A 26,749-nucleotide genomic window follows, 5' to 3' on the forward strand; every position below is an offset into this window, starting at 1 on the left:
CCCCTTCACCCAGATTGGGGAGCCGTTCGCGGCAAAAAGACTATGATGCACTTGCTTCGCCTCGTGGCCGAGTGCCGCAGAGCCGCAACCGCCGTCGAGTACGGCCTGATCCTCGCGCTTATCGTGCTGACGATGTTCGGCGCGCTGCAACTGACCGCCGGCGCGACCATCGATATGTGGGGCAACGTCTCCAACAAGGTGCAGGCCGCACACTAAGTGCCCGACCGGCAACGCCTTACCGGGCTTTAAGTTTTTATCAACCTGCCAAGCTTAGTGATTCGGGCTGCTGGTCGGGGGCATCTCCGGTTCCAGCCGGGTAACTGAAGTTGCAACATTGGAGACCAGCCATGAAGACCGTTCGCAAGATTTTCACGAACAAGAAGGGTGCCACCGCCATCGAGTACGGCCTGATCGCCGCGCTCATCGCCGTCGCCGCGATTGCCGCGATGCAGGGCCTGGGCAACCAGCTGAAGACCACGTTCACCAACGTGTCGTCGAACATGAAGGCTTCGTAAGCTTCGCTTACAGCTTTTGAAGGAGGGCGGTGGAACTTCGGTTCCGCCGCCCTTTTTCTTGGTCTAAGCGACGCCGCTTGTTTCAGGACGTTTTGTCGGCCTCGATCTTCAGCAAACGCTCTGCATCGGCATTCTGAATAACGTTGATTTCCAGATCGCGCCGCCACGGCTCGTCGTAGATTTCGAAATATACCTCGAATCCCATCGCCCGCAGCGCGGCGAGCCGGTTCGCGATCCCCCGATCAGCGACCAGTTCGTCTTCGATCGCGCGAGCCTCCGCGCCGAAACTCTGTAACCTTTCCGCTTGACCAGCCATCCGGTAAGCGACGCCGATTTTGAAGTATTTGCAGTCCGGCGTCCGAACGCGCGCGTTCGCCATGTTGAGCAACAGAACGCGCGGCGACAATTGTTGAAGGACGTAAGCCTTCCACCGCGAACGGTCGTCGCCTGTGTCCACGGCTCCTGCTCTGCCTACAGTCTTCCCATCGCGAGGAACTTGTCGCGGCGGTCGAGCTTGAGTTGATCGGGCGACATATTGTGGAGGCTGGCCAGCGCGCCCTCCATCGCATCACCCAGCGCCGCAATCGCCGCGTCGGGGTCGCGGTGCGCGCCGCCGAGCGGCTCCGCCACGATCGTGTCGATCACGCCGAGCCCCTTGAGGTCCTGCGCGGTGATCTTCATCGCATCCGCTGCATCGGAGGCCTTGTCGGCGGTCCGCCACAGGATCGACGCGCTGCCCTCGGGCGAGATCACCGAGTAAACGGCGTGCTCGAACATCAGCACGCGGTTGCCCGCCGCGAGCGCGATCGCGCCGCCCGAGCCGCCCTCGCCGACCACCGCCGCGACCATCGGCACCTTGAGTTTGAGGCACGCTTCGGTGGAGCGCGCGATCGCTTCGGCCTGGCCGCGCTCCTCCGCCTGCACGCCGGGGAATGCGCCCGACGTGTCGACGAGCGTCAGCACGGGGAGCCCGAACCGGTCGGCGAGCTCCATCAGGCGGATTGCCTTGCGATACCCCTCGGGCTTGCCCATCCCGAAATTGTGCTTGAGCCGGCTCGCGGTGTCGTCGCCCTTTTCGTGGCCGATGACCATCACGCGCGTGCCGCGAAACGTCGCGAAACCGCCCAGGATCGCCTGGTCGTCGCCGAATGCTCGGTCGCCGGCCAGCGGCATGAAGTCCTCGAACAGCCCGGCGACGTAATTCTTGAAATGCGGCCGGTCGGCATGGCGCGCGACCTGAGTCTTCTGCCACGGCGTGAGTTTGGCGTAGGTCGACTTGAGCAGCGCATCGGACTTGGCCTGCAGCCGCGCGACGTCGCTGTCGATGTTGATCGCGCCGTCGGCGGCGGTCTCGCGGAGTTCGTCGATCCGCCCCTGCAAGTCGGCGATCGGCTTCTCGAAATCGAGGAAAGTAGGCATCGGCGGGGGTTAGGCGCGCTTCAAATGCTCGTCAACGAGCGGGTGGCGCGTGTTGACGAGCTCGACCAGCTTCTTGCTGTCGATATGCGTGTAGATTTCGGTGGTCGCGATATCGGCATGCCCGAGCATCGCCTGGAGCGCGCGCAGGTCGGCGCCGCCTTCGAGCAGGTGCGTCGCGAAGGCGTGGCGCAGGACGTGTGGGCTCACGCGGTCGGGCGGGATGCCGGCCTCGGCCGCGAGCGCCTTGATCAGCTGATAGAGCCGGACGCGCGACAAATGGGTTTTACCCGAGGGAAACAGCCACGCGCGGTCGCTCGCGACATACTCGCGCCACGCGGCGACGGCGGCGCGCGCACGGTCGGAGATCGGCGCCAACCGCTCGCGCCCGCCCTTCCCCTTCAGAATGAGATACGGCCGGTCGGGCTGGATCGCGTTGCGCGGCAGCGACACCAATTCGGTCGCGCGCAGGCCCGAGCCATAGAGCAGTTCGACCAGCGCCGCGAGCCGCAGGTCGTTGGGATCGGGGGGCGTCCGCGCCTGGCGCTCGGCGATCGTGGCGAACAGGCGATCGACGTCGGAATGGCTGAGCACCTTGGGCAGCGCGCGCCGTGCGCCGGGACGCGGCAGCGCAGTCCCGGGATCGTCGGCGCGATGCCCTTCGTCGGCGAGGAACGCGAAGAATCGTCGCAACGCGGCCGATTTACGTGCGACGGTCGCCCGCGACAGGGCCGACCAGCCGTCGCCCAGCTTCGCGAGATCCGCCGGGCTCGCCTCGGCCAGCCCGCCGCCCAACGCCTCCGACGCCAGCCGCAAGTCGCTGGCATAGGCCACGATCGTGTTCTTCGCCGCGCCCGCTTCGGCGGCCAGCATCTCGAGAAAGCGCTCGATCAGCGCGCGGTCGTCGCCCGGACGCCCGCCGGTCACACCCGAGTCACCGCCTCGGCCGCGACCATTCGCGCCCAGCCGGTCAGCCCGACCACGCGCAACGCGTTGACGACATGGAACACCGCTTGCGGCGACACGCCGTGCCAATCGGTGGTCTGCATGCCCACCGCGCTCAGCACGAGCACTTCGCCCGGACGCCCCTCGGCGGCGGCGCGGTCGATCGCGCGCGTCCAGCTATTCTCGCCCGCGACGTCGACGCCGTAACTCTGCGCGACGCCGGTATCGAGCCGTCCGAGTCCCGCCAGCCCGGCCGCGAACATCTTCTGCTTTTCCGCGCTGACCGAGAAGGCGCCGACGTCGCCCGAGGCGTAGCGCGCCGCGTTGTTCGGATCGGCGAGCGCGATAAGTGCCCAGCCCAGACTGCCGCGCGCGACAATATTGCGCCAGCGCAACGCCGACCCGTCCATCCCGGCGCTGATCATCGAGGCGATCAGGTCGTCGCTGCCGTCGGTCGCGCCCGCCACCGGCACGCGCCCGGCGGCGCGCGCGGTGAGGACAAGGCGGCCATAATGCGCCGGCTCGCCCACATCGGCGCCCTTCCACAGCCCGCGCAACGCATCGAGACGGCCGTCGCGGCTCGACGCGGAATAGGCGTTCTTCAGGTCGCTCGCGATCGCATTGGCGCCGGTCCCGGTTTCGTCACCGGCATCGACCAGCCCGTACAGATCGACCAACGCCGCATTCGACAACACGCCCTGCGCCGCCGCCAGTTCGGCATATTGCGCGCGCTTGGTCGGGGCGAGGTGCGGCGACAGCACTTGCCAGTACCGCATCTGCACGCCGGTGTTGGCGAACAGTTCGTCGGGGATATCCTCGCCCGCGGCGGTCGCGAGGCCGTAGCGCCAGCTGTTGAGCCCGGGCACGCTCGCCCATTCGATTGTCACGTCCTGGCGGTTCGACCCCTTGCCCGCGATCTTCTGCGCGAGCAGCAGATCGATGCCGGTCGCGACTCGCTGCGCCTGCGCCATCAGCGGCTTGGCTTGGCTCGGCGACGACGACAGCCCGGCGCACATCGCGCGCGCCAGCACCCAGGCTGGCTCGTCCGATACCTTCACCGCATCGGTCGCCAGTGGGCACATCGCGCCGACATCGCCGGTCGCCAGCGCCGCCTGCATCGCGACCTGATAGAGCTTCGGGGTATAATCCTGCGGGTCGACCGACTGGACGATCGCTCGGCCCATCACCGATTCGCCCATCCGCAGCAGCAGAAACGCGCGTTCCGCGGCGAAATCCGCGCCGTTGACGTTGCGCGGCGTGTCGAGCGGCTCGGCGAGCAAGCGGCGCAGCGCGATCGACACCCAGCGCGACGCGATCGGCGCCTGGGTCGAGCGCATTAGCGCTTCGATGTAGCGCCCGTCCGCGGCGCCGAACGCTCTCGGGTTCACCACGCCATCAGCGGGCATGATTCCGACCTGGTCGAGCGAGCGCCGCGAGGAATCGGGCAGCGCGTAATGGACCGAGCCGAACGGGGGCGGCGGCGGCGCGTTGAGCGGCAGGCCGGTGACGGGATCGGTCGCGACGGGCGTCGGGACCGGCGCTGCGCCTGAGGGCGGTGCGGCTGGCGCGGGTGCGGCCGCGACAGGCGTAGCGGCGGAAGAGGTCGGCGCCGAGGCGGGCGCGGGAGCGGCGCGCGTCGGCGCCGGACGCGGGGTCGGCGCCGGAGGCTGGTCGAACCCTGGCGGCAGGATCGATTCGGGCTTTTGCTGCGCGAACGCCGCCCCGCCGATGGCGAGCAGCGCGAACGCGGAAAGGCCAGTCTTAACCCTGGAGATTGCCAAGCGACACGGCCTTTTCAACGCGGGTCGGCTGCTTCTCGTGCGCGCGGGTCGACAGCAGGATCATCCCCCCGACCAGCACCACCACCACAACGATCAACACCATCATCATCCGCGACATGCGACACATACTCTCGTTCGAAACACCGTCGTGCACACCCGGATTGTGGACGAGCACGAGGTGCGCTGTATAGCCGATAACGCATGTTGCAAAGCGCCCCCTCGCCCAAGACGTGGACCGGCAAGCCGATCGTGCTCGTCGGGCTGATGGGCGTGGGCAAGTCGACCGTCGGGCGGCGGCTGGCGGCGCGGCTCGGGGTGCCGTTCGCCGACGCCGATCACGAGATCGAGGCGGCCGCCGACATGACCATCGGCGAAATCTTCGAGAAATTCGGTGAGCCCTATTTCCGCGACGGCGAGCGCCGCGTTATCGCGCGGCTGGTCGACGGCACGCCCAAGGTGATCGCGACCGGCGGCGGCGCGTTCATCAACGGCGAGACGCGCGCGATGATCCTGAAACAAGCGATCGCGATCTGGCTCGACGCACCGCCGCATGTACTGGCCGACCGGGTCAAGCGCCGCGACACGCGGCCGCTGCTGCGCAACCGCGACCCGCATCAGGTGCTCGCCGAGCTCGCCGCGGTGCGCAACCCGATCTACGCGCAGGCCCCGATCCGCATCGCGAGCGATCAGGCGCCGCACGAATCGGCGGTGGTCGCGATCCTCAAGGCGATCGGCTGGAGTGCGAAGCCATGACCGTGATTCCGGTATCGCTCGGCGCCCGCAGTTACGACGTGGTGATCGAGCGCGGGTTGCTCGGTCGCGCCGCCGAGTATTTGGCGACGCTCGCGCGCGGGCGGTCGCTGGCGATCGTTAGCGACGCGAATGTCGCGCCGCATCTCGCGACGCTGCAGGCCGCGCTCGCTGCCGCCGGGATCGCGAGCGAGGCGATCGTGCTCCCGCCGGGCGAAGGGACCAAGAGCTGGAACCAGCTCGAGACGCTGACCGACCGCCTGCTCGCGCACGGCGTCGAGCGCGGCGACCACGTGATTGCGCTCGGCGGTGGGGTGATCGGCGACTTGGTCGGGTTCGCCTGCGCGATCGTTAAGCGCGGCTGCGGGTTCGTCCAGATCCCGACCACGCTGCTCGCGCAAGTCGACAGTTCGGTCGGCGGCAAGACCGCGATCAACACGCGCGTGGGCAAGAATCTGATCGGCGCGTTCCACCAGCCGTCGCTCGTCCTGATCGACCCCGACGTGCTCGACACACTGCCGCCGCGCGAGCAACGCGCGGGGTATGCGGAGATCGTCAAATACGGCCTGATCGACGATTTCGCCTTCTTCGAATGGTGCGAGGCGAACGGCGAGAAGCTACTCGCCAGCGACCCGCAAGCGCGCGAATACGCCATCGCGCATTCGGTCGCCGCCAAGGCGCGGATCGTCGCCGAGGACGAACGCGAGACGACCGGCAAGCGGGCGCTACTCAACCTCGGCCACACCTTCGGCCACGCGCTGGAGGCGGAGGCCGGCTTCTCCGACAAATTGCTTCACGGCGAAGCGGTCGCGGCGGGGATGGCGCTGGCCTTCGCCTATTCGGCGCGGCGGGGGTTATGCGCGGGCCAGGATGCCGAGCGAGTCGCCGCGCACCTCCGCGCGGTCGGCCTGCCCGATAGCGTAACCGCGGCGGGCATTACCGCGAGCGGGGCGACGCTGGTCGATCACATGCGTCACGACAAGAAGATGGACGCCGGCACCCTCCCCTTCCTCCTTGCGCACGGGATCGGACGGACCTTCGTTGACCATTCGGTCGATCTGACTGACATTGCAGCGTTTTTGGACGGGGAAAATTGATGATCGCTTCGTTATTCGCAGCCTTGCTCGCATCGCAGGGCGCCGCCGCGCCCTTGCCGCCGGCGGGAAAGTGGACGGTCGAATATCAAAAGGACATGTGCATCGTCTCCCGGCCGTTCGGCCCCGCGGAGGCACCGATCATCTTCGCGCTCAAACCCGCCGTTTCCATGGAGGAAACGGGTCAGGCGCTATACGTCGTGGCGCCCAATGCCGGTGGCAATGGCGGCTATCGGCAGGGCCACGCGACGATCTCTCTCGATCCGCCCAAAGAAAGCCGCAAGGTCGACTTTACGAGCTGGATACCGGCCCGCGGAAAGGTGCGCACCTATCAAGTCTATGCCGATGCCGACATGGTCAAGGCGATGGACGACACCGCCAGCGTATTGATCACCGCCGGCAACGAGCATTTCTGGTTCGATACCGGCAAGATGCGGGCGGTGTTGAAAGCGATGCGAGCCTGCAACGAAGACCTGATCCGGAGCTGGGGCGTAGATCCTGCGACGATGGCGCGGACATTGCCCGGATCGAATGCGGCATCCTGGTTTCCGCAGGACAGCTATCCGGCGAGTGCCAAGCGGCGCGGTGCGCAGGGCCGAAGCGTCATCGTCATCACCGTGTCGCCGGAAGGAACGCCAACTGCCTGTCGCGCCGTCGTCAATGCCGCCCCCGACCTCGACGAGACGACCTGTCGGTTGGCCATGCGCAACGCCCGTTTCGAACCGTCGACAGGTACGACGGTCCGGTACGGCGTGCTGGGGGTGCGTTGGGAGTTATGGGACTTCTAGGCAGCGCGGCGCATATTCCATGCCAGCCATAACCACCCCGCGATCATCATCACGCCACCGATCGGCGTAATCGCGCCGACCGGACGCGGCGCTCCGAGCGCCAATGCGTAGAGCGATCCGGCGAACAGCGCACCACCGCCGACGAACAATGCCGCCGGCCCGCGCGCGCCCATGCGCAGCGCGACGAGCGCGGCGACGGCGTGGATCAGCTGGTACTGCCCACCGGTCTTTAGCAAATCGGCGACGTCCTTGCCCGCCCAATGCGCGCCGAACGCGCCGGCGGCGATCGCCATCGCGCCCGACAGCGCCGCCAGGACGCCGATCCACCTCATCGCAAGACTCCCCACTCCCTCAACGCGGCCGGACCGCGTTCGACCGCCAGCGCCGCGCCGACGACCAGCGCCGCCGCGCTGATCGCCAACACGGCGCCCGCGACCATATCCTTCGCCGCCGTGATCTCGTCGTGCAAACCGGGATGGAGCAAGTCGATTACCGCCTCGATCGCGCCGTTGAGCAGTTCGAGTGCGAGGATCAGTGCGGCGAGCATCGCAACGAGCGCCCACCAGATCGGTGCTGGGCGCAACACCACGAGCGCCGCCGCCGCAGCGACCCCAATCACCGCTTGCGTGCAAAAACTCCGCTCACGGCGCCATCCGGCGCGCCAGCCCGCCAGCGCGAAGCCCAGCCGCTCGCGAAACGGGCGGTTCTTCACGGCTCCTGCCCCCGTCCCAGTTCCTCCCCTCCGTCGTCGACCCCGGTCACGCCGACGGTGTGGCGTTCGGTCGCGGCGGCGAGTTCCTCGCGCTCGTCGATCGTGATGATCCGGTCGCGCGCCGCGCGCAGGTCGCCCGCCTCATATTGCGCGCGCAGCCGTTCCTTGTCGCGCGCGCGGTACATGTCTTCGGCGCGGTCGATCTGTTCGCCGTCGACCTGGATCGCCTCGAGCGCCATGCGCCCCATCTTGACCGCCGATTCCATCACTTCGCGCACCACGCCGGACACCGGCGAGCCCTTGAGTTTGATCAGCGCGCGACGGTCGTAGGTGCGCGCGAAGATCGAGGCGGCCGGGAATGCCTCGTGCACGCCCTCGATCAGATCGGCGTCGAGCTGGTCGCCATCGATACAGAACAGGATCAGCTCGGCGTCGTGCGCGCCCGCCTGGCGCAGCAAATCCATCCGCGTACCGTCGCCGTAATAGACCTTGGCGCCGAATTCGCCCGCGACGTCGATCATCTCGATATCGGTGTCGATCAGCGTCACCGGCACGCCCGCCGCGATCAGCATCTGCGAGACGGTCTGGCCGAACCGCCCGTAGCCGACGATCAGCGCGTTGGCGCCGTCGGCGCGCGGTCCCTCGCGCTCGCCGGTTTTCACCGGCGCCTCGCGAAACTTGGCGGTCGCCATCATCAAGAACGGCGTGGTCGCCATCGACAGCGTGATGACCGCGCTGAAGATGCTGACCGCTTGGGTGTCGATCAGCATCGCGCGTTGCGCCTGCGCGAACAGCACGAAGCCGAACTCGCCGCCCTGGCTGAGCAACAGCCCGAGCGCGAGCGCTCCGCGCCAGTTCATCTTGAACGCGAGGCCGATCCCCATCACGATCGCCGCCTTGGTCGCGATCAGCGCGGCCGCCATGCCGACCACCATCAGCGGCCGGTCGGCGATGACGTGGAGGTTGAGCATCATGCCGACCGCCAGGAAGAACAGCCCGAGCAGGATCGAGCGGAACGGCTCGACATCGGCTTCGAGTTCGTGCCGGTATGGCGAATCGGCGAGCATGACGCCCGCGACGAACGCGCCGAGCGCGGTCGAAAGGTGGAGGAACTCCATCAACGCCGCGGCGGCGATCACGGTGAACAGCGCGGCGAACACGAACATCTCGCGCTCGCCGAGATTGCCGATCACGCGGAACAATGGACGCAACAGGTAACGCCCCGCGAGTACCAGCCCGGCGATTGCCAGCACCGTCTCGACGAACAGCAGCCATCCGGGCGGTCCGCCCAGGTCGGCGGGGTTGCGCGACAGGATCGTGACGAGCGTGATCAGCGGGATGATCGACAGGTCCTGGAACAGCAGGATCGCGAACGCGCGCTCACCAAACGGGGTGCGCAGCCGCCCCGCCGATTGCAGCATCGGCAGCACCTGCGCGGTGGACGATAAGGCGAGCGGCAAGCCGAGCACGAGCGACGCCGCCCAGGTCGTGTTGCTGACAGCGTGGACGATCGCGGAGACGGCAAGCCCGCACGCGACGACTTGAATCAACCCAAGCGCGAAGATGTCCTGCTTCATCTTCCACAACCGGCTCGGGTTGAGCTCGAGCCCGACGATGAACAGCAGCAGCGTGATGCCGAGCTCGGCGACGCCGATCTTGCCCTCCGCATCGCCGATCAGATGGAACGCTTGCGGCCCGATCAGCGCGCCCGCGACGAGGAAGCCGAGGGTCGCGCCGAGCCCGAGCCGGCGGAACAGGATGACGAACACGAGGCCGGCGCCGAGCATCACGACGCCGTCGCGGAGCATCGACCCGTCGCCCATCAGACGGTTGCCTGCGCGGCGGCGTCGGCGCCTGCCTCGAACGCGAGCCGGATCGACGGGTGGCGCGCGGTGACCGCCAGCGCGGGGGTAAAGATATCGAGATCGGGCCAGTCGGGCAGCGGCCCCTCACCCGCCAACCAGACCGTGAGTTGATCGCGGGCGGCGATCAGCTCTTCGGGCGTCCGCCCGATCGCGTGCGCGGCGAACAACGACGACGATGCCTGACCCAGCGCGCAGGCGCGGACGAGCATGCCGATCTCGCTGACCCGCCCGTCGGTCAGATTGAGATCGACCGTCACGCGGCTGCCGCAGATGGGCGAGCGCTTTTCGGACGACCCCATTGGATCGCTTAGCCGCTCATGATGCGGAATCGATGCCGCCAGCCGCAGAATATCGGTGTTGTAGAGCGGCGCGTTCATCGTTTCGGGGATGTAGGCGACGGCGCCGCATCATGCACCCCCGTTATTGGTCACGATCAACGGGAAACGTGGGGCTTTGGCTTGACCGGTCTCTTCACGTTTGCGGACGTGGGAGTCGACTTGGGTTCGGGCGCGCTATCGTTTTCCACCGCGTCGTTGGAATTGTCGGAACTCCCGAACATCGCCTGCCCGCTCCGCCGCTTGCCGATCACGTCGGCAACATACGCGCTCGTCGCGTTGAGCAGCGGGTAGGTGCGCGCCTTGGTCAGCCAGAGCGGCCGCTGCTTCGGTCCGCCCGCCGCGGTATCGGTGACGAGCACGAGCAACAGAAAAGCGAGGCTTGCCAGGATCAGCCCCTTGAGCGCGCCGAACCCGAACCCCATCGCACGGTCGAGCGGGCCGAGGATCGAGGTCCGGGTGCGCTTACCGATCGATTGCGCGAGCATCCGCCCCGCGAACCATGCCGCGCCGGCAATCAGCGCGAACGCCAGCACCGCGGCGCCCGTCGGCGTCGCGATGATGCCGCTAAGCGCCTGCGTCACCGGCGCGTGCACCAGCTTGAGCGCGAACACGACGAGCACCCAGGCGAACAGCGACAATACTTCGCACACGAACCCGCGCATCCAGCCAAACGCGGCGGTCGCGCCGACGCCGAGCAGGACGAGGATATCGAGCGTATGCAAACCCATGAGGCGAAGGGCTAGCCGCGCCCCAGCATATGGTCAACGAGGGCGCCGAGCGTCTTGAATCCACTGACCTTCATCGCGCGATCGCCCTTGGTCGCCGCCGGCCCCATCGCGCGCTCGAACCCAAGCTTGGCGGCTTCCTTCATGCGCAGCGCGGCGTGCGCGACGGGGCGCACCTCGCCCGACAGCGCGATCTCGCCGAACGCCACTGCATCGGCGGGCACGGGCCGCTCGCTGAGCGCGGAGATCAGCGCCGCCGCGACCGCCAGATCCGCCGCCGGATCCTGCACCCGGTACCCGCCGGCGATATTGAGATAGACTTCGCAGGTCGAGAAACTCAGCCCGCACCGCGCCTCCAGCACCGCGAGGATCATCGCCAGCCGCCCGCTGTCCCAGCCGACCACCGCGCGCCGCGGTGTCGCGCCGGACGCCAGCCGCACGACCAAAGCCTGCACCTCGACCAGCACCGGCCGCGTGCCCTCGAGCGCAGGGAACACGGTAGACCCCGTCATCCCCTCCTCGCGATGCGTCAGGAACAGCGCCGAGGGGTTGGCGACCTCGCTCAGCCCGCCTGTCTCCATCGAGAACACGCCGATCTCGTCCGTCCCGCCGAAGCGGTTTTTGATCGCGCGCAGGATGCGATATTGGTGGCTGCGCTCGCCCTCGAAACTCAGAACGGTGTCGACCATATGCTCGAGCACGCGCGGCCCCGCGATGCTGCCGTCCTTGGTGACATGCCCGACCAGCACCAGCGCACTGCCGCGCTCCTTGGCGAAGCGGATCAGTTCCTGCGCGGAGGCGCGCACCTGGCTCACCGTCCCCGGCGCACCCTCGATCAGGTCCGAATGCATCGTCTGGATCGAATCGATCACCAGCATCGCCGGCGGCGGCCCCTGCCCCAGCGTCGTCAGGATGTCGCGCGTCGACGTCGCGGCGGCGAGCTCGACCGGCGCATCGCCGAGCCCCAACCGCCGCGCGCGCAGCCGCACCTGGTCGGCGGCTTCCTCGCCCGACACGTACACGACACGCTGTCCGCGCCGCGCGAGTTCGGCTGCGGCCTGCAACAGCAAGGTCGACTTCCCGATCCCCGGATCGCCGCCGATCAGCGTCGCGGAGGCCTCGACGAACCCGCCTCCCATCGCGCGGTCGAGCTCGGCGATCCCCGTCGCCATCCGCTCGGGCAAGGTGACCTCGGCATCGAGCCCGATCAACGCGATCGCGCGCCCGCCGGACTGCAGGTTATGCTTGGCCTGGAACGGCGTGACGTTGCCGCCGACTTCCTCGACCAGCGTGTTCCACTCGCTGCAATCGACGCATTGCCCCTGCCAGCGGCTCGCGACCGAGCCACATGATTGGCAGACGTAGCGTTTTTGGGGTTTGGCCATGACGACCGCCTACCCCAAAAAGAACGATAGGGGAACAGATGTCTTGCGGACGAGCGATCGCGATCAGGCGATCTTGAAGCCTTCCTTGTTCATCGCACGCGTCAGCGTGCGATTCCTCTCTTCGTCCAGTTGCGCCTTGAGCCGGGGGAACAGGCCGTCCTCTTCCTCGCGCATGTGATGCTCAATATCGGCCCGGAATTTCGCCATCGTCTCGAGGAATTTGGGCGTATCATTCGGCATGTTGTCGAGCTCGTAAAGATATTGCTTGACGTAACCGTGCTCCGAATTGAGCTCGTCTGCCTCTGCCACCATCCCGGCGTCGCGCAGCGCCGGATAGATCGCATTTTCTTCTTCGAGCGCGTGCTTGGCGAGCATGTGCTTGAGGTTGGCGAGCAGCATCGACCGCTTGACCTTGGCGCTGTCCGGCGTCGCCTGGATCGCGTCGAACACCAGCAAGGTCGCCTTGTGCTCGGCGGCAAGCGCGTCGTCCCAGTCGCCAGCGAAATAGGTCGGCGCCTGGACCGCGAACTTACGCCCGATCATTGCCAGCACACCGAGCGCCGCCCCGGCCGCACCTACCCCGGCGATCATACCGAGCGAGGCCGAGGGAACCTTCCCAGCCTTAGATGAGGAGCGTTCCTTCTGCTCGGCGGCGGCCATATCGAAAACTCCTGCTGGTTGCCTTCGATCAACCAACGACAGGCAGGAGAGTTTCATCAATTAGAGGGGACGCGCCGGTATCTTCAGCCCGCGCTGAACCGCCGGCCGTGCCAGCCCGCGTTCGAGCCATGCCGCGACGTTTCCAAACGCGTCGAACCCCACGATCTCCCGCGCCTCGTAAAACCCGATCAGGTTCCGCACCCAGCCCAGCATGGAAATGTCGGCGATCGTATATTCGTCGCGCATGATCCACGTGCGCCCCGTCAACCGCGCGTCGAGCACGCCGAGCAGCCGCTTGCTTTCCTCGACGTAGCGGTCGCGCGGGCGCTTATCCTCGAACTCCTTGCCGGCGAACTTGTGGAAGAAGCCGAGCTGCCCGAACATCGGGCCGAGCCCGCCCATCTGCCACATCAGCCAGGCGATCGTTTCCCACCGCGCAGCGGGATCGCTCGGGACAAACTTGCCCGTCTTGTCGGCGAGGTAGAGCAGGATCGCGCCGCTTTCGAACAGCCCGATCGGCTTTCCGTCCGGCCCGTTCGGATCGACGATCGCGGGAATCTTGCCGTTGGGGTTGAGGCTGAGGAATTCGGGCGACTTCTGGTCGTTCTTTTCGAAATCGACCAAGTGCGGCTCGTACGGCAACCCGGTTTCCTCCAGCATGATCGACACCTTCACACCATTGGGTGTCGGCAATCCATAAAGCTGAATGATATCAGGATTTTCCGCAGGCCATTTGTGTGTGATCGGGAAGTCCGAAAGGTCCGCCATCGTGGTCTCCGCATCTTGTCTCGCGGTGTAGATAGGCAAGCCCGCTTCATCCCGCTATGGGCGGCTCCATGGAACCTAGCGATCTTCGCGTCGCGCTGTTCTCGGGCAACTACAATTATGTCCGCGACGGCGCGAACCAGGCTCTGAACAAGCTCGTCGGGCATCTGCTCGCGCGCGGGGTGACGGTGCGCGTCTATTCGCCGACGACCGATACGCCGGCGTTCCCGCCGACCGGCGACCTGGTGAGCGTGCCCTCGCTGCCGATGCCGGGCGGGCGCGACGAGTTCCGGCTGGGGATCGGGCTGACCAAGGCGGCGCGGCGCGACCTGGAGGCATTCAAGCCCAATATCGTCCACGTTTCGGCACCCGATATTCTCGGCCACCGTGCGCTGACCTGGGCCGAAAAGAACGGCATCCCGAAGTTCAGCTCGATGCACACGCGTTTCGAGACCTACCCGCAATATTATCATATCGGCTTCGTCGTGCCGTGGATGATCCGCGCGTTGACCCGGTTCTACAACCGCGCCGACCAGGTCGTCGTGCCGGCACCGTCGTCGGGCGAGTTGTTGCGCAGTTGGGGCGTCACCGTGCCGATCGGCATCTGGTCGCGCGGGGTCGATCATCACCGCTTCAACCCGGAGGCGCGCAGCCTCGAATGGCGCCGCTCGCTCGGTATCGCCGACGACGAGGTCGCGATCGGTTTCCTCGGCCGGCTGGTGCTCGAAAAGGGTCTGGATATCTTTGCCGAGGTGATCGCCGCGCTCAAGCAACGCGGGGTCCGCCATCGCGTCATGGTAATCGGCGAAGGGCCCGCGCGCGGCTGGTTCGCGGAGCGCGTGCCCGAAGCGGTCTTCACCGGGTTCCAGTCGGGCGACGCGCTCGGCCGCGCGGTCGCGAGCATGGACGTGTTCTTCAACCCCAGCGTCACCGAATCGTTCGGCAACGTCACCGCGGAGGCGATGGCGGCGGGCGTTCCCGTCGTCGCGGCGCGCGCGACCGGCGCGGTCGACCTGGTGCAGGACGGCGTCACGGGGTTCCTCGTGCCGCCGCGCGACGTTGATGCTTATGCCGATGCGATCGGTCGGCTGGCGCAGGACGATGCGCTGCGGCTCTCGGCCGGACGCGCCGGGCACGAGGCGGCGAAGGTCTACGAATGGGATCCGGTCAACGAAGCGGTGATCGACGCGTATCTGGCAATGTTGGCGCGGTTGGCCCGCTAGCTCAGGCGGGCGGCTTCCACGTCCGCTCTTCCTCGGCGACGCGCAGCACGTCGTACGCCGCCTGGATCGCCTGAAAGCGTTTCGCGGCCTCGGCGTCGCCGGGACGCCGGTCGGGATGGTTTTCCTTCGCCATCTTGCGCCACGCGACGCGGACCTGGTCGAAGGTCGCATCGGGCTCGAGCTCGAACAGGTCGAGCGCGCGCATCTCGTCGCGTGATCGGCTGCCGTCGCCGGGACCGGCCCAGGCGTTGTGCTTCGATTGCGTATAACCGTTGGCGGTACGCGTCTCGTCGGCTTCCCGCTCGGCGGCTTCCTCGGCGGTGAGCCCCTCGAAGTAATTCCAGCCGCGGTTGTATTCGCCGGCATGCTCCTGGCAAAAATACCAGCGCTCGGGGCTGTTGGGCGATTTCGGCGCGGGGCAATCGCCCTTTTCGGTACAGCCGTGGCGATCGCACAGCCGGACGGTCGTCGCTTCGCGCGACGCGCCATAGCTGCCCCAACGGGGGAAGCCCCAGTTATCGGATCGGGTCGCGCGCGCCATGTGGGGGCACTTAGGGGCGGATGGTGCGAAACGCCACACCCTCAACCGTCATCCCAGCGAAAGCTGGGATCTCGCGCAGTCTGCTTAACTGCCTGAGACCCCAGCTTTCGCTGGGGTGACGGAAGATGATGCCAGAGGGTACATAAGCCGGGTTCTGTACTCCCGAAGGAGTGGCGACCATTCCTCTAGGCCCGCCATTGCTGACGGGCTCAAGCAACCAACCCGGGCGACGAGCTGAAACGAAGCCCATGCGCCGCCCCTATTCGGTCTTGCTCCCGGTGGGGTTTGCCATGCCGCGACTGTTACCAGCCCCGCGGTGCGCTCTTACCGCACCCTTTCACTCTTACCGGGCGAACCCGGCGACCTGCTCTCTGTGGCACTTTCCCTGGGGTCACCCCCGGCGGGCGTTACCCGCCACCGTCGTTCCGCGGAGCCCGGACTTTCCTCGCCCCCGTGACAAGCACGGGGCCGCGGCCGCCCGACCCTCTGGCGGTTAGCGCCTTACGCGTCGCCCTGCGGTTTGGGAAGCAGCAACGCCAACAGCAAACTCCTGCACTCGCCGTCGATTTCGCCGTCGATCAGTTCGGGACGGAAGCGGCGCTGAAACGCGACGACCGCGGCGAGCTTGTCGGTCACCTCATACCCGAAGCGTTCGAGCGCGAGCAGGAAGCCGGCGTCGCTCCACAGCGGGTCGATCAAATTCTTGGTCGGGCGCGGCATGGCGAGGCGCAGCCTGGCGAGCGTTCCCCAGGGAAAACGCTCGCCCGGGTCCTGCTTGCGCGTCGGCGCGATGTCCGAATGGCCGACGATGTTGCCGCGGGTGATGCCGTAACGCTGCTTGATGTCGTCGAGCAGCGGGCACAACGCGTCGATCTGGGCATCGGTGAAGTCGCGATAGCCGAATTCGTGCCCCGGATTGACCAGTTCGATCCCGACCGACGCCGAATTGACGTCGGTAATACCGCGCCAGTGCGACGCCCCGGCGTGCCACGCGCGCTTGTCCTCGGCCACCAGGCGGTGAACCGTGCCGTCCTCGTCGATCAGATAATGCGCGGAGACTTCGGCGGACGCGTCGGTCAGTCGCGAGATCGCCGCCTCGGCGCTCTCCATGCCGGTGTAGTGGAGCACGATCATCGTCACCGGCAGCTGCCGCTCGTTGAAATTGGGCGACGGGGTCTCGACAATGCTCACGACGCTGAGAATTGCGGCCAAGCGGGCCGAAAGTAAACCTATGCCGCCGCGGCAGCGGACCACGTGGGCTCGTACAGCCCGCGATAGCGCTGGCTTGGCTTGAATGCTTCGGTCTGGCCGATCACCGTCTCCCCCGCGCCCAGCACCAGCACGCCGTCGGGGCGCAGCACCTGCGCCAGCCGCTCGAGCACCTTGCGGCGCAGGTCGAGCGAGAAATAGAGCAGGACGTTGCGGCACAGGATCACGTCGAACCGCCCGATCGGCAGCGGGTCGGCGACCAGGTTCATGCGGCGGAACGAGACCATCCGGGTCAAGCCGGGGTTCGCGATCCAGTCGCCGTCGACGCTGTCGAACCATTGCATCATGCGGCGGATCGGCAGCCCGCGCTGGATCTCGAACTGCGTGAACCGGCCTGCCTTCGCGCGATCCAGCGCCGAGGCCGACACGTCGGTCGCGACGATTTCGGGCATCTGCTCGTCGATCTTCTCCGCGAACAGCATGGCGAGACTGAGCGGTTCCTGCCCGGTCGAGCAGCCCGCCGACCAGATCCGCGGGCGCCGCGTCGTCGGCACGTCGGCGATCACCTCACCGATCATGTCGAACACCGGCGAGTCGCGGAAGAACGAGCTTTCCTGATTGAGCAGTTCGTCGACGACGCGGTTCGCCAGCGCGCCGTTGCGGTCGGCGCGGATCGCGGCTGCCATGCTGTCGAGCGAATCGTGGCCGGTATCGCGCATCGAAGGCTTGAGCGCGGTTTCGATCCGCCAGCGGCGATTGGCGTCGATCTGCTGGCCGGTGCGCGCCTCCAGCAAAGCGGCGAATTCGGCGATCGGGCCGGCCGGGCGCGGGTTCAGCATGACGCTCGCCCGCGATCCGGCCGCCGCCGCCGCGCGATCAACTGGCCGATTTCGTCGGGCGGCAGGATCGCATCGGCGATGCCCGCGGTCACCACCGCCCCGGGCATGCCCCAGACCACCGACGAGGCGCGGTCCTGGACGACGAGACTACCGCCCGCCTCAGCGAGCGCGGCAGCGCCGATCACGCCGTCGCGCCCCATCCCACTCAACACCACGCCGAGCGCGCGATCGCCGAACGTTTCCGCGACCGATTCAAGCATCGGATCGACCGACGGCAGACAGCCGCTTGCCGACGACGCGGTCGACAGCCGCACCGCTGCGCCGTCACCCATCGAGACGCAACGCAGGTGCGCGCGCCCCGGGGCGATCAGGATGCGGCCGGGCCGAATGCGCGCGTGATCCTCGGCGACTTCGCACGGACGCCCCGCGAGCACCGCCACTTGTGCTGCGAAATACGGCATGAACGATTCGGGCAGGTGCTGCGTGATCAGGACCGGCAGCCGGAACTCCGCCGGTAGCGAGCGCAGTAATGAGCTGAGGGCATGGATCCCGCCGGTCGAGGCACCAATTGCGACGATATCGAAATCGTCGCCCGGCACGGTCGCGGCGGCGGGGGTGCGCGGCGCGACGACCTCATCGACCTGGACGAGCCGATCGATCTTTTCGTTGAGCAGACCCGCAAACCGCCCCGCGAACGCGCCTACCTCGGGCTTGACCAGGGTATCAGCGGCGCCGAGCGCGAGTGCCTGGATCGTCGTCGCGGCGCCATCGGCGCAGGCCGAGGACACGATCAGCACACGCGCGCCCCGGCTCGCGGCGATCAGGTCGGGGAGCGCGGTCAGCCCGTCGATCCCCGGCATCTCGATATCGAGCACGATCACGTCGACGCGATGCTTCGCCAGGAACGCTTGCGCGGCGTGCGCATCCGACACCGCGCCGGCGACGATGAACCGCCCTGCACCGTCGATCGCGCGCGCCATCACGGCCCGCGCGACGACCGAATCGTCGACGATCAGGACCGACGGCGGGGCGTCGCACTCTTCATAGTCAGGGACCGCAGCGGCCATTTCGGCAAACGCCGGATCAAGCCATGCCGACGATTTGGAGCTTACTTTCCAGCGTCTCGCGATCGAACGGCTTCATCACATATTCGTCGGCGCCCGCTTCGATCGCGGCGCGGATATACGCCATGCCGTTCTCGGTCGTGCAGAACACCACCTTGGGACGGCTGACGAGCGCGGTTTCGCGCAGCGCGCGGAGGAAATCCATCCCGCTCATCACCGGCATGTTCCAGTCGAGCAAGATCACGTCGGGCACCGCGGCCATGCAGCTGTCGAGCGCTTCCTTGCCATCGGCAGCCTCGCTCACTTCGAAATCGAGCGTTTCCAGGATGTGGCGGGCGACCTTCCGGATCACCTTGGAATCATCGACAACCAGACACGTCTTCATGACCGAAAAACCCCGTTACTTGGCCTTCGCCCATTATTTAGGGGCAAACGATGATCAGCGAGTTAATTGACCGTCACGGCTTCGTTCGTTGGCCCGTGGATCAGCGCGGTGAGGTCGATCGCCAGAATCGGCTCGCCGTCGCGCTCGATCTGGCCGCAACCCGCCGCTCGCCAGCCCCCGTCGAGCGCGATTCCCGAGGGCAACGGCGATGCCGCGAAGGGTGCGACGTCCTCCAGCGAATCGACCAGCACCGCATAATGATGCCCGTCGATCACCGTGATGACCGCGCGCGATCCGGCGATACCGAGCGGCGGCATGCCGAGCGCCGCGTGCGTGTCGATCACCGTTACCACGCGGCTGCGCAGCGCGGCGAGCCCGCGGATGTGGCGCGCGACACGCGGGGTCGGGGTGACGTGGCCGATATCCACCACCGATTCGACCTGCGCCGAATCGATCGCGACGCCCCGGCCCGCGATGTGCGCGATCAGGAAAAGCTGCTCGGTCATGCCGCCTCCACGCGCTTCGCGACTGCCGCGAGCAACCCGGCGCGGTCGTAGCGATAGACGCGGTCGAGCGCGCCGATGTCGCGGCGGTCGTTGCTGAGGAGAAGCGTGCGGCCGTCGCGGCTCGCGCCGGCGTCGGTGCTCAGGATCACGGCCGCCTGCTCGCTGTCTTCCGCCTTCGTCGCAACGCGATAGCCGGCGGCCTCGAGCACGGGCTTGAGGAAAGTCGCGATCCAGTTATCCGCTTCGCCGTCGATCAGGCACAAGGGCGCGCCGGGTTGGACCGTCTCGCCGGTGTCGGGGCCGAGCAGCCATTGCGGGTCGATCAGCTCGATCTGCTCGTCGGCGATCGTGACGACGCCCAGGATCGGTCCGGCCTGGGCCGAAGGCGTGATCTCGGTCGGGACCGCGACGATATCGACCGGTTCGGCGATGGCATAGGCCACCTCGGCGTCGCCGTCCGCGATCCGCAGCACCGCCAGCTCGGGACGCCCGGCGGTCTCGCCCAGCGCCGCGAGCGGGATGATCCGCCCGTCGACCAGCAATCGCATCCGCCCGCCGGTGAAGCGCGCGGCGTCGGCCGGCACGGTTTCGACCCGGTCGATGATCGCCAGCGGCACCGCGCGGCGGCGTCCGTCGAGATCCTCGAACAACAGGGCATCGACCGTCGGCGCGGCCGCTTCTTCGGACTCGTCGTCCTGGACCACGGCGTCGCGGGTGAAGTTGATCCCGGCCTCGGCCGCGATTCCCGCGCAATCGAGCAGCAGCATCGGCGACCCGCTGTCGGGCAGCGTCTGGCCGGCGTAGATACCGGTCGCCATCACCGCGGGCGCGGCGGGCTTGATGACAAGTTCTTCGTGATCGAGCACCGAATCGACCGCGACCGCGAAACTGCCGCCGCTCGCGCTGATGATCGCCAGCATGTCCACCGCGCCGGAAGCGGCCGGACACAGGCCCAGCAGAGCGCCGAGATCGACCAGCGGCATACGGCGGTCGCGCACCGTTGCGGTGGCCGTATCGCCCAGCAGGTCGACGCGGATCGCGTCACCGCCGATATGAACGATCTCCTCAATGGCCTGACGCGTGACGGCGAAACGCTGTCCGGCGATACCGATGACGATCGCCGGAATGATCGATAGCGTCAGCGGCACGTGGATCAGGATGCGCAGGCCGCGACCCAGTGCATTGACCAGCTCGATCCGACCGCCGATCTGTTCGATGTTGGCGCGCACCACGTCCATGCCGACGCCGCGGCCGGAGATCGCGGTGACTTCGTCCTTGGTGGAAAGGCCGGGTTCGAAAATCAGGTCGAGCTTGGCGCGTTCGCTCAGCGCCGACAGGTCGCGCCCGCGCGACTGCCCCGACGCCGTCAGTTTTTGGACCAGCCGGTCGGTGTCGATCCCGCGCCCGTCGTCGGCGATTTCGATGATGATCTGGTTGCCCGACTGGCGCGCCGAGACGACCAGCCGGCCCACCTCGCGCTTGCCCGCGGCGCGGCGTTCTTCGGCGGTCTCTACGCCATGGTCGATCGAATTGCGGATGATATGGACCAACGGGTCGCGCATCATCTCGATCATCTCGCGGTCGAGCTCGACATCGGCGCCCTCGATCACCAGTTGCACCGACTTGCCGACTTCGGCGGCGGTGTCGCGGACCATGCGGGGAAGCGCGGAGAACAACGCATCGACCTTTTGCATGCGCGTCCGCGTTACGGTGTCGCGCATTTCGGCGACGGTCAGCGACAGCCGGTCGAGCGCTGCCTCGATCCCGGGATCGCCCTGATGATCACGCATCCGGCGGGCGAGTTCGTTGCGCGCCAGCACCATGTCCGACATGCCGCTCATCATCCGGTCGAGCAATTCGGTCGAGAGCCTGACGCTGCGCTGCGCCACGCGCTGGTTGGTCGGCGCCTGTTGCGCGACCGGGGCAGCGGCCTCGGCACCCGCATCGAGCGCGGCGATCAGCAGATCCTCGCCGTTGTCGGGCAATGCAACGCCGGCATCGATCGCCTCGACGATCTCGCCGATACGGTCGACGATCGCGAGCACGGCGCTGACCAGCGACGCGTCGGGTTTGCGGTCACCGGCGCGAACCGCCGCGAGCACATCCTCGGCGGCGTGGCTCAGTCGCGCCAGACGCGGCAGGTCGAGGAAGCCGCAGCTCCCCTTGACGGTGTGGACGAAGCGGAAAATCGCATCGAGCCGCGCGCGGTCGTCGGGCTGCAATTCCCACGCGATAATCTCGCCCGAGAGCGCCTCGAGCGTCTCGCGCGTTTCGGCAATGAATTCCTGGAGCAGGTCGTCCATGGGTCCCCGGGGCTAAGCGCTTCCGCGGACCATGGAGGCAGACTGGTTAAGGAGGGCTTTACCCGCCAGCCGTTCCCGCGTGAATTGTCACGCCGAACAGCAGGATAGGCGAGTCCGGGTCGGATATCTGGACGCTGCCGTTTCCGGCCGCGACGAGTGAATGGACCAGATAGGCCGCCGCGCCGCGCGGCGTCACCGCCTCTTCGCCCAATTCGCCGCGTAAGGTCGTGCGCAGTTCCTGGTCGAGCACCAGCCGCGGCCCTTCGGCACGCACCACGATCTCGACCTTGTCGCCATCCGCTTCGGCGCCGATATCGAGCTGCCCGCCGCGCACCAGCGCATCGCCCGCGATCAACGCGAGGTTGAGCAGCACCTTGATCGCCGGCTTGGGCAGCGCGCCCTCGTCGACCATCCAGCCGATCGCGACCTTCCCGCCCTCGCTGAACAGCCCCTCAATCGCCGCACGCGCCTCGCGCGTATCGACCGTCTCGCCGAACCCGCCCGCCGCGCCGAACGCGAGGCGGAAGAATTTGAGCTTGTTGGCGGAGGCCTTTGCGCTTTCGTTGAGCAGGTCGAGGCACCGCTGCCGCATCTCCGGATCATGTTCGTCGGCGAGCAGTTCGAGCCCGTTGTTGAGCGCCCCGACGGGGCTGAGCAGGTCGTGGCACAGCCGCGAGCAGAGCAGACTGGCGAAATCGACCGGAGTGATGGTCATTGCAGGCGGGGCTTTCGTTTTGTTGCGAGCGTTGTGGCGACGGGAAGTTTGCGGCGCAAGCCGTTCCATGAACTTGCCTCCCCCCGGCGGAGGCCGGGGTCCAGCATCACGCCGGTCATAACCGAATCCCGGCCTTGCCGGGGAAGCGCTATAGTGAAACCGAATCGAATTGGCCGGCCGCATTCGATTGCCAAGCACGGGCACTGTCACGACCGACGATGATCCAGACTGCGCCGTCTCCCAACGCACTCGCCTTATCGCGCACCGATGGCTCCGCGCGGCCGGACGGATGCGAATGGTAGTGCCCGATGATGGCCCGCCCGCCACTGCGTGCCGCTTTGTACGCTGCGATCAACGCCTGCGGATCGATCTCGAACGCTGTCGCCGGGTCGTCGGCGACGTTGCGGCACGCCCGCACCTCTTCCACGCGCAGCCCGTCACCGAGCAAGAGGCCGCAGACTTCGACCTCCGGCGACGCGTCTGCTTCCGCCCGAATGGCCTCCAGCGCTTCCCTTGAAATCTCCAACCGCATCCCCATTTCCTACACGAATGGGTTCGGGGGTTTCCATCATCGAAGCGCAGGTTTCCGCCGCCGCGAACGGCTGGCGGCTCGACCGTGCGCTCGCCGACGCCGTGCCGGCCTTGTCGCGCGAGCGACTGAAGGCGCTGATCTCGTCGGGCGCCGTGAGCGACAGTACCGGGGCGCTGCTACGCGATCCCGCGAAGAAGGCGGTGGCGGGCGACGTGTTGTCGGTCGCCGTGCCCGATCCGAAACCTGCGCATAACGAAGCGCAGGACATTCCGCTCGTCGTCACGTTCGAGGACGAGCATCTGATCGTGATCGACAAGCCGGCGGGGCTGGTTGTCCACCCGGCGGCGGGGAATCTCGACGGGACATTGGTCAACGCGCTGCTCCACCATTGCGGCGGGAGCCTGTCGGGCATCGGCGGGGTCGCGCGACCCGGGATCGTGCACCGCATCGACAAGGATACCTCGGGCCTGATGGTCGCGGCCAAGACCGACCGCGCGCACGTCGGCCTCGCAAAACAGTTCGCCGGCCATTCGATCGACCGACGTTACAAAGCCATCGTCTCTGGGCGACTTTCGAAAACTTCGGGCACCGTCGACGCCCCGCTCGCGCGCAGTCCGCAGAACCGCAAGAAGATCGCGATCCAGCCGCATGGCAAGCGCGCCGTCACGCATTGGCGGCAACTTCGCAACCTTCGCGACGCCGCCCTGGCCGAGTGCCGCCTCGAAACCGGCCGCACGCATCAGGTGCGCGTGCACATGGCGTCGATCGGTCACCCCTTGCTGGGCGACCCGGTTTATGGTAGAACAAAACAGGCTCATCGGAAGGATTTGGAAACCCTGAATTTCCGCCGCCAGGCGTTGCACGCGGCCGTACTCGGGTTCATCCACCCCATCACAAGAGAAGCTTTGTCGTTCGAAAGCGAAATGCCTGCCGATATGCAGGAACTGTTCGATATACTGATTCATTGATTTATGTTGCAGCGCGGCAACGTCGCCTCTTCTGGGACGTTGTAGCTGTGGGAAAGGGAGTGAAGATCATGGCAAACCGCAGCAACGTCCCGGCGACGATTCCTGCTCTCGGCGGCGAGGCGAGCCTCAACCGCTATCTGGCCGAGATCAAGAAATTCCCCGTCCTCACCCCCGAGCAGGAATATATGCTCGCCAAGCGCTTCGAGGAGCATGGCGACACCGAGGCCGCGCATCAGCTGGTCACCAGCCACCTGCGCCTCGTCGCCAAGATCGCGATGGGCTATCGCGGCTATGGCTTGCCCGTGTCCGAGCTGATTTCGGAGGGCAATATCGGCCTGATGCAGGGCGTGAAGAAGTTCGAGGCCGATCGGGGTTTCCGCCTCTCGACCTATGCGATGTGGTGGATCCGCGCGTCGATCCAGGAATTCATCCTGCGCTCGTGGAGCCTGGTGAAGATGGGCACCACCGCCGCGCAGAAGAAATTGTTCTTCAACCTGCGCCGGATGAAGTCGAAGCTAGACGCGTTCGAGGATGGTGACCTGTCGGCGGAGAACCTCAAGAAAATCGCCACCGACCTCGGCGTGACCGAGGACGAGGTGACCAGCATGAACCGCCGCATGGCGATGGGCGGCGACACCTCGCTCAACGTCTCGATGCGCGAGGATGGCGAGGGTCAGTGGCAAGATTGGCTGCAGGACGACGCTCCGCTGCAGGATCAGGTCGTCGCCGAGACGCAGGAAGCGGACGTCCGCCACACCCTGCTGACCGAGGCGATGGACGATCTGAACGAGCGCGAGCGCCACATCCTGACCGAGCGCCGCCTGACCGACGACCCCAAAACGCTCGAGGAGTTGTCGCAGGTCTATGGCGTCAGCCGCGAGCGCGTCCGCCAGATCGAGGTCCGTGCGTTCGAGAAGCTGCAGAAGGTGATGATGCGGCTGGCCGGTGAGAAACGGTTGCTCGCGGCATAAGCCCCGCGCTAGCGTCGGTCCTCAACAAGTCGGGGACCGGCCATGTGGCGTTTCGTCAAGATACCCAAAGCGGTGGCGCTGCTCGCATTCCTGCTGCCGTGGATGACCGTGTCCTGCTCTAACACCAAGGTAGCGGAAGCGAACGGCTGGGAATTGGTGATCGGCCGGATTCGCCCGGTCGTCGCGGCCGCGACCGACAAGCCGCATGCGGCGCACCTCAATTACTATCTCGCCGCCGCGGTCGCGCTGATCGTCGTTGGTCTGCTCCTGTCGCTGATGCGAAAACGGATGGCCGTTGCGGTGGTTGCGACCTCGCTCGGTGCGCTGGCGCTGATTTGGGCGGGCGCCAATCAATATACCGCCCAGCATCTTGCCGACGCGGCGGCGAAGAGCGGACGCGATACGAACATGGATCAGGTTGGTGCATCGCTGATCCGGGTCGATTGGCAGATCGGTTATTGGGTCGCGCTGATCGCGCTCGGGGTCGCGGCGGTGCTCGCGTTCCTCGCGATCCGCGATCCCGACACGCGCTAATTCGGGCATGAAGCACGATGTCGTCGTCATCGGCGGCGGTGCGGCCGGGATCGCGGCGGCAAGGCGGCTGCACGAGGCGCGCGCCGACGTGCTGCTGGTCGAGGCGAGCGGGCGATTGGGCGGGCGGGCGCACAGCGTCGGCGTGCGGGGCGAAGTGCTCGACCTGGGCTGTGCCTGGCTGCACTCCGCCAATCGCAATCCGTGGACAAGGATCGCGCTCGCCGAAGGGTTTCAGATCGACCGCACCCCAGCCGGGTGGCGTGAACAATGGCACGATCTCGGCTTCTCTCAGGACGAGCGCGCCGCGTTCGAGGCGGCTTATGGCCAATGGCACGATCGCGCCGAGGGGTTTGTCCACGGCCCCGACCGGCCGCTGAGCGACTTCATTCCCGCGGACTCACCGTGGCGGCCGCTGATCGACGCGATTTCGGGTTATGCCAACGGCGCCAGTCTCGGCGACGTGTCGCTCCACGACTGGGCGGCGTACGAGGATGCCGCGGGCGACGACAATTGGCGGTTGCAGGAAGGGTACGGCACGCTGATTGCCGCGCATGCCAAGCGGCTGCCGGTCAAACTCGACACGCCGGTGTCGCTGATCGACCATCGCGGCACCGTGATCCGCCTGACCGTCCCCGGCGGCGTAATTGAGGCCGACCGCGTGATCGTCGCGGTGCCGACGCCGATCCTGGCCGATGGCGACCTGCGCTTCGACCCGCCGCTCGACGGCAAGCGCGCGGCCGCCGCCGCGCTCCCGCTCGGGCTAGCCGACAAGATTTTCCTAGGCATCACGGACGGCGATTACCCGCACAACGCGCATTTGATCGGCAATCCGCACTCGGCGAACACCGCGAGCTATCAGGTCGGTTGGCTTGGCCGCCCGGTGATCGAGGCGTTCTTCGGGGGCGACTGCGCCGAAGCGCTCGAGCGGCAGGACGATCGCGCCGCCGCCCACTTCGCGATCGGCGAGCTGGCCGGATTGCTCGGCAATGAATGGCGCTTGCGGCTGCAGCCGCTCGCGCGGACGCGTTGGCGAGCGGAGAAGTTCATCCGCGGCAGCTATTCGCACGCCAGGATCGGCCAGGCCGGGCAGCGCGCCGTTCTGGCGGAACCGCACGACGACCGCTTGTTCTTCGCCGGCGAGGCATGCCACGTGAGCGACTTCTCCACCGCGCATGGTGCCTACGAAACCGGGATCGCCGCCGCCGAAGAGGTGCTTGCCG

General features: G+C 67.0%; 31 protein-coding genes, 1 other RNA gene and 1 pseudogene. 10 read left to right on the forward strand and 23 right to left on the reverse strand.

The window, feature by feature from the left end:
- Positions 1-42: 42 nt before the first annotated feature.
- Positions 43-216, forward strand: a complete 174-nt coding sequence (locus E7773_RS07440; protein ID WP_293989918.1) for a Flp family type IVb pilin — start codon at positions 43-45, stop codon at positions 214-216.
- Positions 217-347: 131 nt separating this feature from the next.
- On the forward strand, positions 348-515 hold the full coding sequence (locus E7773_RS07445; RefSeq protein WP_066590201.1) for a Flp family type IVb pilin: 168 nt from the start codon (positions 348-350) through the stop codon (positions 513-515).
- An 82-nt stretch (positions 516-597) separates the two neighbouring features.
- Here E7773_RS07445 and E7773_RS07450 read toward each other — a convergent pair whose 3' ends face one another.
- Genes E7773_RS07450 through E7773_RS07470 form a run of 5 tightly spaced genes read right to left on the reverse strand, consistent with a single transcriptional unit; the run spans position 598 to position 4,811 of the window.
- On the reverse strand, positions 598-972 hold the full coding sequence (locus E7773_RS07450; RefSeq protein ID WP_293989919.1) for a hypothetical protein: 375 nt from the start codon (positions 970-972) through the stop codon (positions 598-600).
- A 14-nt stretch (positions 973-986) separates the two neighbouring features.
- On the reverse strand, positions 987-1,934 hold the full coding sequence (locus E7773_RS07455; protein ID WP_293989920.1) for an acetyl-CoA carboxylase carboxyltransferase subunit alpha: 948 nt from the start codon (positions 1,932-1,934) through the stop codon (positions 987-989).
- A gap of 9 nt (positions 1,935-1,943) precedes the next feature.
- Positions 1,944-2,858, reverse strand: a complete 915-nt coding sequence (locus tag E7773_RS07460) for a tyrosine-type recombinase/integrase (protein WP_293989921.1) — start codon at positions 2,856-2,858, stop codon at positions 1,944-1,946.
- Positions 2,855-4,657 carry a hypothetical protein gene (locus E7773_RS07465; RefSeq protein WP_293989922.1) on the reverse strand — a complete coding sequence of 601 codons (1,803 nt, stop codon included), beginning with the start codon at positions 4,655-4,657 and terminating at the stop codon, positions 2,855-2,857. The genes E7773_RS07460 and E7773_RS07465 overlap by 4 nt, the downstream gene beginning before the upstream one ends.
- Positions 4,638-4,811, reverse strand: coding sequence for a hypothetical protein (locus tag E7773_RS07470; RefSeq protein ID WP_293989923.1), 174 nt, complete (start codon positions 4,809-4,811; stop codon positions 4,638-4,640). The genes E7773_RS07465 and E7773_RS07470 overlap by 20 nt, the downstream gene beginning before the upstream one ends.
- Before the next feature lie 47 nt (positions 4,812-4,858).
- Here E7773_RS07470 and E7773_RS07475 point away from each other — a divergent pair, with 47 nt between their 5' ends.
- Genes E7773_RS07475 through E7773_RS07485 form a run of 3 tightly spaced genes read left to right on the forward strand, consistent with a single transcriptional unit; the run spans position 4,859 to position 7,289 of the window.
- A complete protein-coding gene (locus E7773_RS07475) occupies positions 4,859-5,410 on the forward strand; it encodes a shikimate kinase (protein ID WP_293989924.1) in 552 nt (183 codons plus the stop codon).
- Positions 5,407-6,504 (forward strand): 3-dehydroquinate synthase, encoded by a 1,098-nt coding sequence (gene aroB, locus E7773_RS07480; protein WP_293989925.1) that lies wholly within the window; start codon positions 5,407-5,409, stop codon positions 6,502-6,504. Before E7773_RS07475 ends, aroB begins: the two co-directional genes overlap by 4 nt.
- Complete coding sequence (locus E7773_RS07485) at positions 6,504-7,289, forward strand: energy transducer TonB (protein WP_293989926.1); 786 nt, start codon at positions 6,504-6,506, stop codon at positions 7,287-7,289. Before aroB ends, E7773_RS07485 begins: the two co-directional genes overlap by 1 nt.
- On the opposite strand, the gene E7773_RS07490 is transcribed toward E7773_RS07485, so the two are convergent.
- The 8 genes from E7773_RS07490 to E7773_RS07525 form a co-directional block, all read right to left on the reverse strand.
- A complete protein-coding gene (locus tag E7773_RS07490; RefSeq protein WP_293989927.1) occupies positions 7,286-7,621 on the reverse strand; it encodes a DUF423 domain-containing protein in 336 nt (111 codons plus the stop codon). The genes E7773_RS07485 and E7773_RS07490 overlap by 4 nt on opposite strands.
- Complete coding sequence (locus E7773_RS07495; protein ID WP_293989929.1) at positions 7,618-8,001, reverse strand: diacylglycerol kinase; 384 nt, start codon at positions 7,999-8,001, stop codon at positions 7,618-7,620. Before E7773_RS07495 ends, E7773_RS07490 begins: the two co-directional genes overlap by 4 nt.
- Complete coding sequence (locus E7773_RS07500) at positions 7,998-9,824, reverse strand: cation:proton antiporter (RefSeq protein WP_293989932.1); 1,827 nt, start codon at positions 9,822-9,824, stop codon at positions 7,998-8,000. The genes E7773_RS07495 and E7773_RS07500 overlap by 4 nt, the downstream gene beginning before the upstream one ends.
- A complete protein-coding gene (locus E7773_RS07505; protein WP_293989934.1) occupies positions 9,824-10,243 on the reverse strand; it encodes an iron-sulfur cluster assembly scaffold protein in 420 nt (139 codons plus the stop codon). Before E7773_RS07505 ends, E7773_RS07500 begins: the two co-directional genes overlap by 1 nt.
- A 56-nt stretch (positions 10,244-10,299) precedes the next feature.
- The gene (locus E7773_RS07510) at positions 10,300-10,932 is read right to left on the reverse strand and encodes a CvpA family protein (protein WP_363130055.1); all 633 of its coding nucleotides are present in this window, start codon (positions 10,930-10,932) and stop codon (positions 10,300-10,302) included.
- Between the two features lie 11 nt (positions 10,933-10,943).
- Positions 10,944-12,314, reverse strand: coding sequence for a DNA repair protein RadA (gene radA / locus E7773_RS07515; RefSeq protein WP_293989936.1), 1,371 nt, complete (start codon positions 12,312-12,314; stop codon positions 10,944-10,946).
- Positions 12,315-12,377: 63 nt separating this feature from the next.
- Positions 12,378-12,974, reverse strand: a complete 597-nt coding sequence (locus tag E7773_RS07520) for a hemerythrin domain-containing protein (protein WP_293989938.1) — start codon at positions 12,972-12,974, stop codon at positions 12,378-12,380.
- A 60-nt stretch (positions 12,975-13,034) separates the two neighbouring features.
- Complete coding sequence (locus E7773_RS07525; protein WP_293989940.1) at positions 13,035-13,742, reverse strand: glutathione S-transferase N-terminal domain-containing protein; 708 nt, start codon at positions 13,740-13,742, stop codon at positions 13,035-13,037.
- Positions 13,743-13,810: 68 nt separating this feature from the next.
- Between E7773_RS07525 and E7773_RS07530 the strand changes: the two genes are divergently transcribed.
- A complete protein-coding gene (locus E7773_RS07530) occupies positions 13,811-14,962 on the forward strand; it encodes a glycosyltransferase family 1 protein (RefSeq protein WP_293989942.1) in 1,152 nt (383 codons plus the stop codon).
- Position 14,963: 1 nt separating this feature from the next.
- Here E7773_RS07530 and E7773_RS07535 read toward each other — a convergent pair whose 3' ends face one another.
- From E7773_RS07535 to E7773_RS07580, 10 genes are all read right to left on the reverse strand, one after another.
- The gene (locus E7773_RS07535; RefSeq protein ID WP_293989944.1) at positions 14,964-15,503 is read right to left on the reverse strand and encodes a J domain-containing protein; all 540 of its coding nucleotides are present in this window, start codon (positions 15,501-15,503) and stop codon (positions 14,964-14,966) included.
- A 127-nt stretch (positions 15,504-15,630) separates the two neighbouring features.
- Positions 15,631-15,993: RNase P RNA component class A (gene rnpB / locus E7773_RS07540), an RNA gene on the reverse strand.
- An 11-nt stretch (positions 15,994-16,004) separates the two neighbouring features.
- Positions 16,005-16,694: an N-acetylmuramoyl-L-alanine amidase gene (locus E7773_RS07545; RefSeq protein ID WP_293989946.1), complete on the reverse strand. Its 690-nt coding sequence runs from the start codon at positions 16,692-16,694 to the stop codon at positions 16,005-16,007.
- 38 nt (positions 16,695-16,732) lie between these two features.
- Positions 16,733-17,551 carry a protein-glutamate O-methyltransferase CheR gene (locus tag E7773_RS07550; protein WP_293989948.1) on the reverse strand — a complete coding sequence of 273 codons (819 nt, stop codon included), beginning with the start codon at positions 17,549-17,551 and terminating at the stop codon, positions 16,733-16,735.
- Positions 17,545-18,618 carry a chemotaxis-specific protein-glutamate methyltransferase CheB gene (gene cheB, locus E7773_RS07555; protein WP_293989950.1) on the reverse strand — a complete coding sequence of 358 codons (1,074 nt, stop codon included), beginning with the start codon at positions 18,616-18,618 and terminating at the stop codon, positions 17,545-17,547. Before cheB ends, E7773_RS07550 begins: the two co-directional genes overlap by 7 nt.
- A 16-nt stretch (positions 18,619-18,634) precedes the next feature.
- Positions 18,635-19,000: a response regulator gene (locus E7773_RS07560; RefSeq protein ID WP_293989952.1), complete on the reverse strand. Its 366-nt coding sequence runs from the start codon at positions 18,998-19,000 to the stop codon at positions 18,635-18,637.
- Between the two features lie 62 nt (positions 19,001-19,062).
- Positions 19,063-19,506, reverse strand: a complete 444-nt coding sequence (locus E7773_RS07565; RefSeq protein ID WP_293989954.1) for a chemotaxis protein CheW — start codon at positions 19,504-19,506, stop codon at positions 19,063-19,065.
- Positions 19,503-21,809 carry a chemotaxis protein CheW gene (locus E7773_RS07570; protein WP_293989956.1) on the reverse strand — a complete coding sequence of 769 codons (2,307 nt, stop codon included), beginning with the start codon at positions 21,807-21,809 and terminating at the stop codon, positions 19,503-19,505. Before E7773_RS07570 ends, E7773_RS07565 begins: the two co-directional genes overlap by 4 nt.
- A gap of 58 nt (positions 21,810-21,867) precedes the next feature.
- Complete coding sequence (locus tag E7773_RS07575) at positions 21,868-22,524, reverse strand: histidine phosphotransferase family protein (RefSeq protein WP_293989958.1); 657 nt, start codon at positions 22,522-22,524, stop codon at positions 21,868-21,870.
- A gap of 148 nt (positions 22,525-22,672) precedes the next feature.
- Complete coding sequence (locus E7773_RS07580) at positions 22,673-23,056, reverse strand: M67 family metallopeptidase (RefSeq protein WP_293989960.1); 384 nt, start codon at positions 23,054-23,056, stop codon at positions 22,673-22,675.
- A 17-nt stretch (positions 23,057-23,073) separates the two neighbouring features.
- Between E7773_RS07580 and E7773_RS07585 the strand changes: the two genes are divergently transcribed.
- The 4 genes and pseudogenes from E7773_RS07585 to E7773_RS07600 form a co-directional block, all read left to right on the forward strand.
- Positions 23,074-24,024, forward strand: coding sequence for an RluA family pseudouridine synthase (locus E7773_RS07585; RefSeq protein WP_293989962.1), 951 nt, complete (start codon positions 23,074-23,076; stop codon positions 24,022-24,024).
- A 68-nt stretch (positions 24,025-24,092) separates the two neighbouring features.
- A complete protein-coding gene (rpoH, locus tag E7773_RS07590; RefSeq protein ID WP_293989964.1) occupies positions 24,093-24,995 on the forward strand; it encodes an RNA polymerase sigma factor RpoH in 903 nt (300 codons plus the stop codon).
- 42 nt (positions 24,996-25,037) lie between these two features.
- Positions 25,038-25,529 carry a hypothetical protein gene (locus E7773_RS07595; protein WP_293989967.1) on the forward strand — a complete coding sequence of 164 codons (492 nt, stop codon included), beginning with the start codon at positions 25,038-25,040 and terminating at the stop codon, positions 25,527-25,529.
- A 7-nt stretch (positions 25,530-25,536) separates the two neighbouring features.
- Positions 25,537-26,733: pseudogene (locus E7773_RS07600) on the forward strand (NAD(P)/FAD-dependent oxidoreductase); the annotation flags it as partial.
- Between the last annotated feature and the right edge of the window lie 16 nt (positions 26,734-26,749).

The sequence above is a fragment of the Sphingomonas sp. genome (assembly GCF_004799495.1).
In the GTDB taxonomy this organism is placed as follows: Bacteria; Pseudomonadota; Alphaproteobacteria; order Sphingomonadales; family Sphingomonadaceae; genus Sphingomonas.

Bases quoted from the DNA above. Each gene is read 5' to 3' on its own strand.
- E7773_RS07510 (WP_363130055.1), bottom strand. From the start codon at position 10,932: ATGGGTTTGCATACGCTCGATATCCTCGTCCTGCTCGGCGTCGGCGCG.
- E7773_RS07570 (WP_293989956.1), bottom strand. From the start codon at position 21,809: ATGGACGACCTGCTCCAGGAATTCATTGCCGAAACGCGCGAGACGCTC.
- E7773_RS07585 (WP_293989962.1), top strand. From the start codon at position 23,074: ATGGGTTCGGGGGTTTCCATCATCGAAGCGCAGGTTTCCGCCGCCGCG.
- aroB (WP_293989925.1), top strand. From the start codon at position 5,407: ATGACCGTGATTCCGGTATCGCTCGGCGCCCGCAGTTACGACGTGGTG.
- E7773_RS07505 (WP_293989934.1), bottom strand. From the start codon at position 10,243: ATGAACGCGCCGCTCTACAACACCGATATTCTGCGGCTGGCGGCATCG.
- E7773_RS07565 (WP_293989954.1), bottom strand. From the start codon at position 19,506: ATGACCGAGCAGCTTTTCCTGATCGCGCACATCGCGGGCCGGGGCGTC.
- E7773_RS07580 (WP_293989960.1), bottom strand. From the start codon at position 23,056: ATGCGGTTGGAGATTTCAAGGGAAGCGCTGGAGGCCATTCGGGCGGAA.
- E7773_RS07445 (WP_066590201.1), top strand. From the start codon at position 348: ATGAAGACCGTTCGCAAGATTTTCACGAACAAGAAGGGTGCCACCGCC.
- E7773_RS07475 (WP_293989924.1), top strand. From the start codon at position 4,859: ATGTTGCAAAGCGCCCCCTCGCCCAAGACGTGGACCGGCAAGCCGATC.
- E7773_RS07440 (WP_293989918.1), top strand. From the start codon at position 43: ATGATGCACTTGCTTCGCCTCGTGGCCGAGTGCCGCAGAGCCGCAACC.
- radA (WP_293989936.1), bottom strand. From the start codon at position 12,314: ATGGCCAAACCCCAAAAACGCTACGTCTGCCAATCATGTGGCTCGGTC.
- E7773_RS07490 (WP_293989927.1), bottom strand. From the start codon at position 7,621: ATGAGGTGGATCGGCGTCCTGGCGGCGCTGTCGGGCGCGATGGCGATC.
- E7773_RS07520 (WP_293989938.1), bottom strand. From the start codon at position 12,974: ATGGCCGCCGCCGAGCAGAAGGAACGCTCCTCATCTAAGGCTGGGAAG.
- E7773_RS07595 (WP_293989967.1), top strand. From the start codon at position 25,038: ATGTGGCGTTTCGTCAAGATACCCAAAGCGGTGGCGCTGCTCGCATTC.
- E7773_RS07525 (WP_293989940.1), bottom strand. From the start codon at position 13,742: ATGGCGGACCTTTCGGACTTCCCGATCACACACAAATGGCCTGCGGAA.
- E7773_RS07485 (WP_293989926.1), top strand. From the start codon at position 6,504: ATGATCGCTTCGTTATTCGCAGCCTTGCTCGCATCGCAGGGCGCCGCC.
- E7773_RS07500 (WP_293989932.1), bottom strand. From the start codon at position 9,824: ATGGGCGACGGGTCGATGCTCCGCGACGGCGTCGTGATGCTCGGCGCC.
- rpoH (WP_293989964.1), top strand. From the start codon at position 24,093: ATGGCAAACCGCAGCAACGTCCCGGCGACGATTCCTGCTCTCGGCGGC.
- E7773_RS07455 (WP_293989920.1), bottom strand. From the start codon at position 1,934: ATGCCTACTTTCCTCGATTTCGAGAAGCCGATCGCCGACTTGCAGGGG.
- E7773_RS07550 (WP_293989948.1), bottom strand. From the start codon at position 17,551: ATGCTGAACCCGCGCCCGGCCGGCCCGATCGCCGAATTCGCCGCTTTG.
- E7773_RS07560 (WP_293989952.1), bottom strand. From the start codon at position 19,000: ATGAAGACGTGTCTGGTTGTCGATGATTCCAAGGTGATCCGGAAGGTC.
- E7773_RS07530 (WP_293989942.1), top strand. From the start codon at position 13,811: ATGGAACCTAGCGATCTTCGCGTCGCGCTGTTCTCGGGCAACTACAAT.
- E7773_RS07535 (WP_293989944.1), bottom strand. From the start codon at position 15,503: ATGGCGCGCGCGACCCGATCCGATAACTGGGGCTTCCCCCGTTGGGGC.
- cheB (WP_293989950.1), bottom strand. From the start codon at position 18,618: ATGGCCGCTGCGGTCCCTGACTATGAAGAGTGCGACGCCCCGCCGTCG.
- E7773_RS07575 (WP_293989958.1), bottom strand. From the start codon at position 22,524: ATGACCATCACTCCGGTCGATTTCGCCAGTCTGCTCTGCTCGCGGCTG.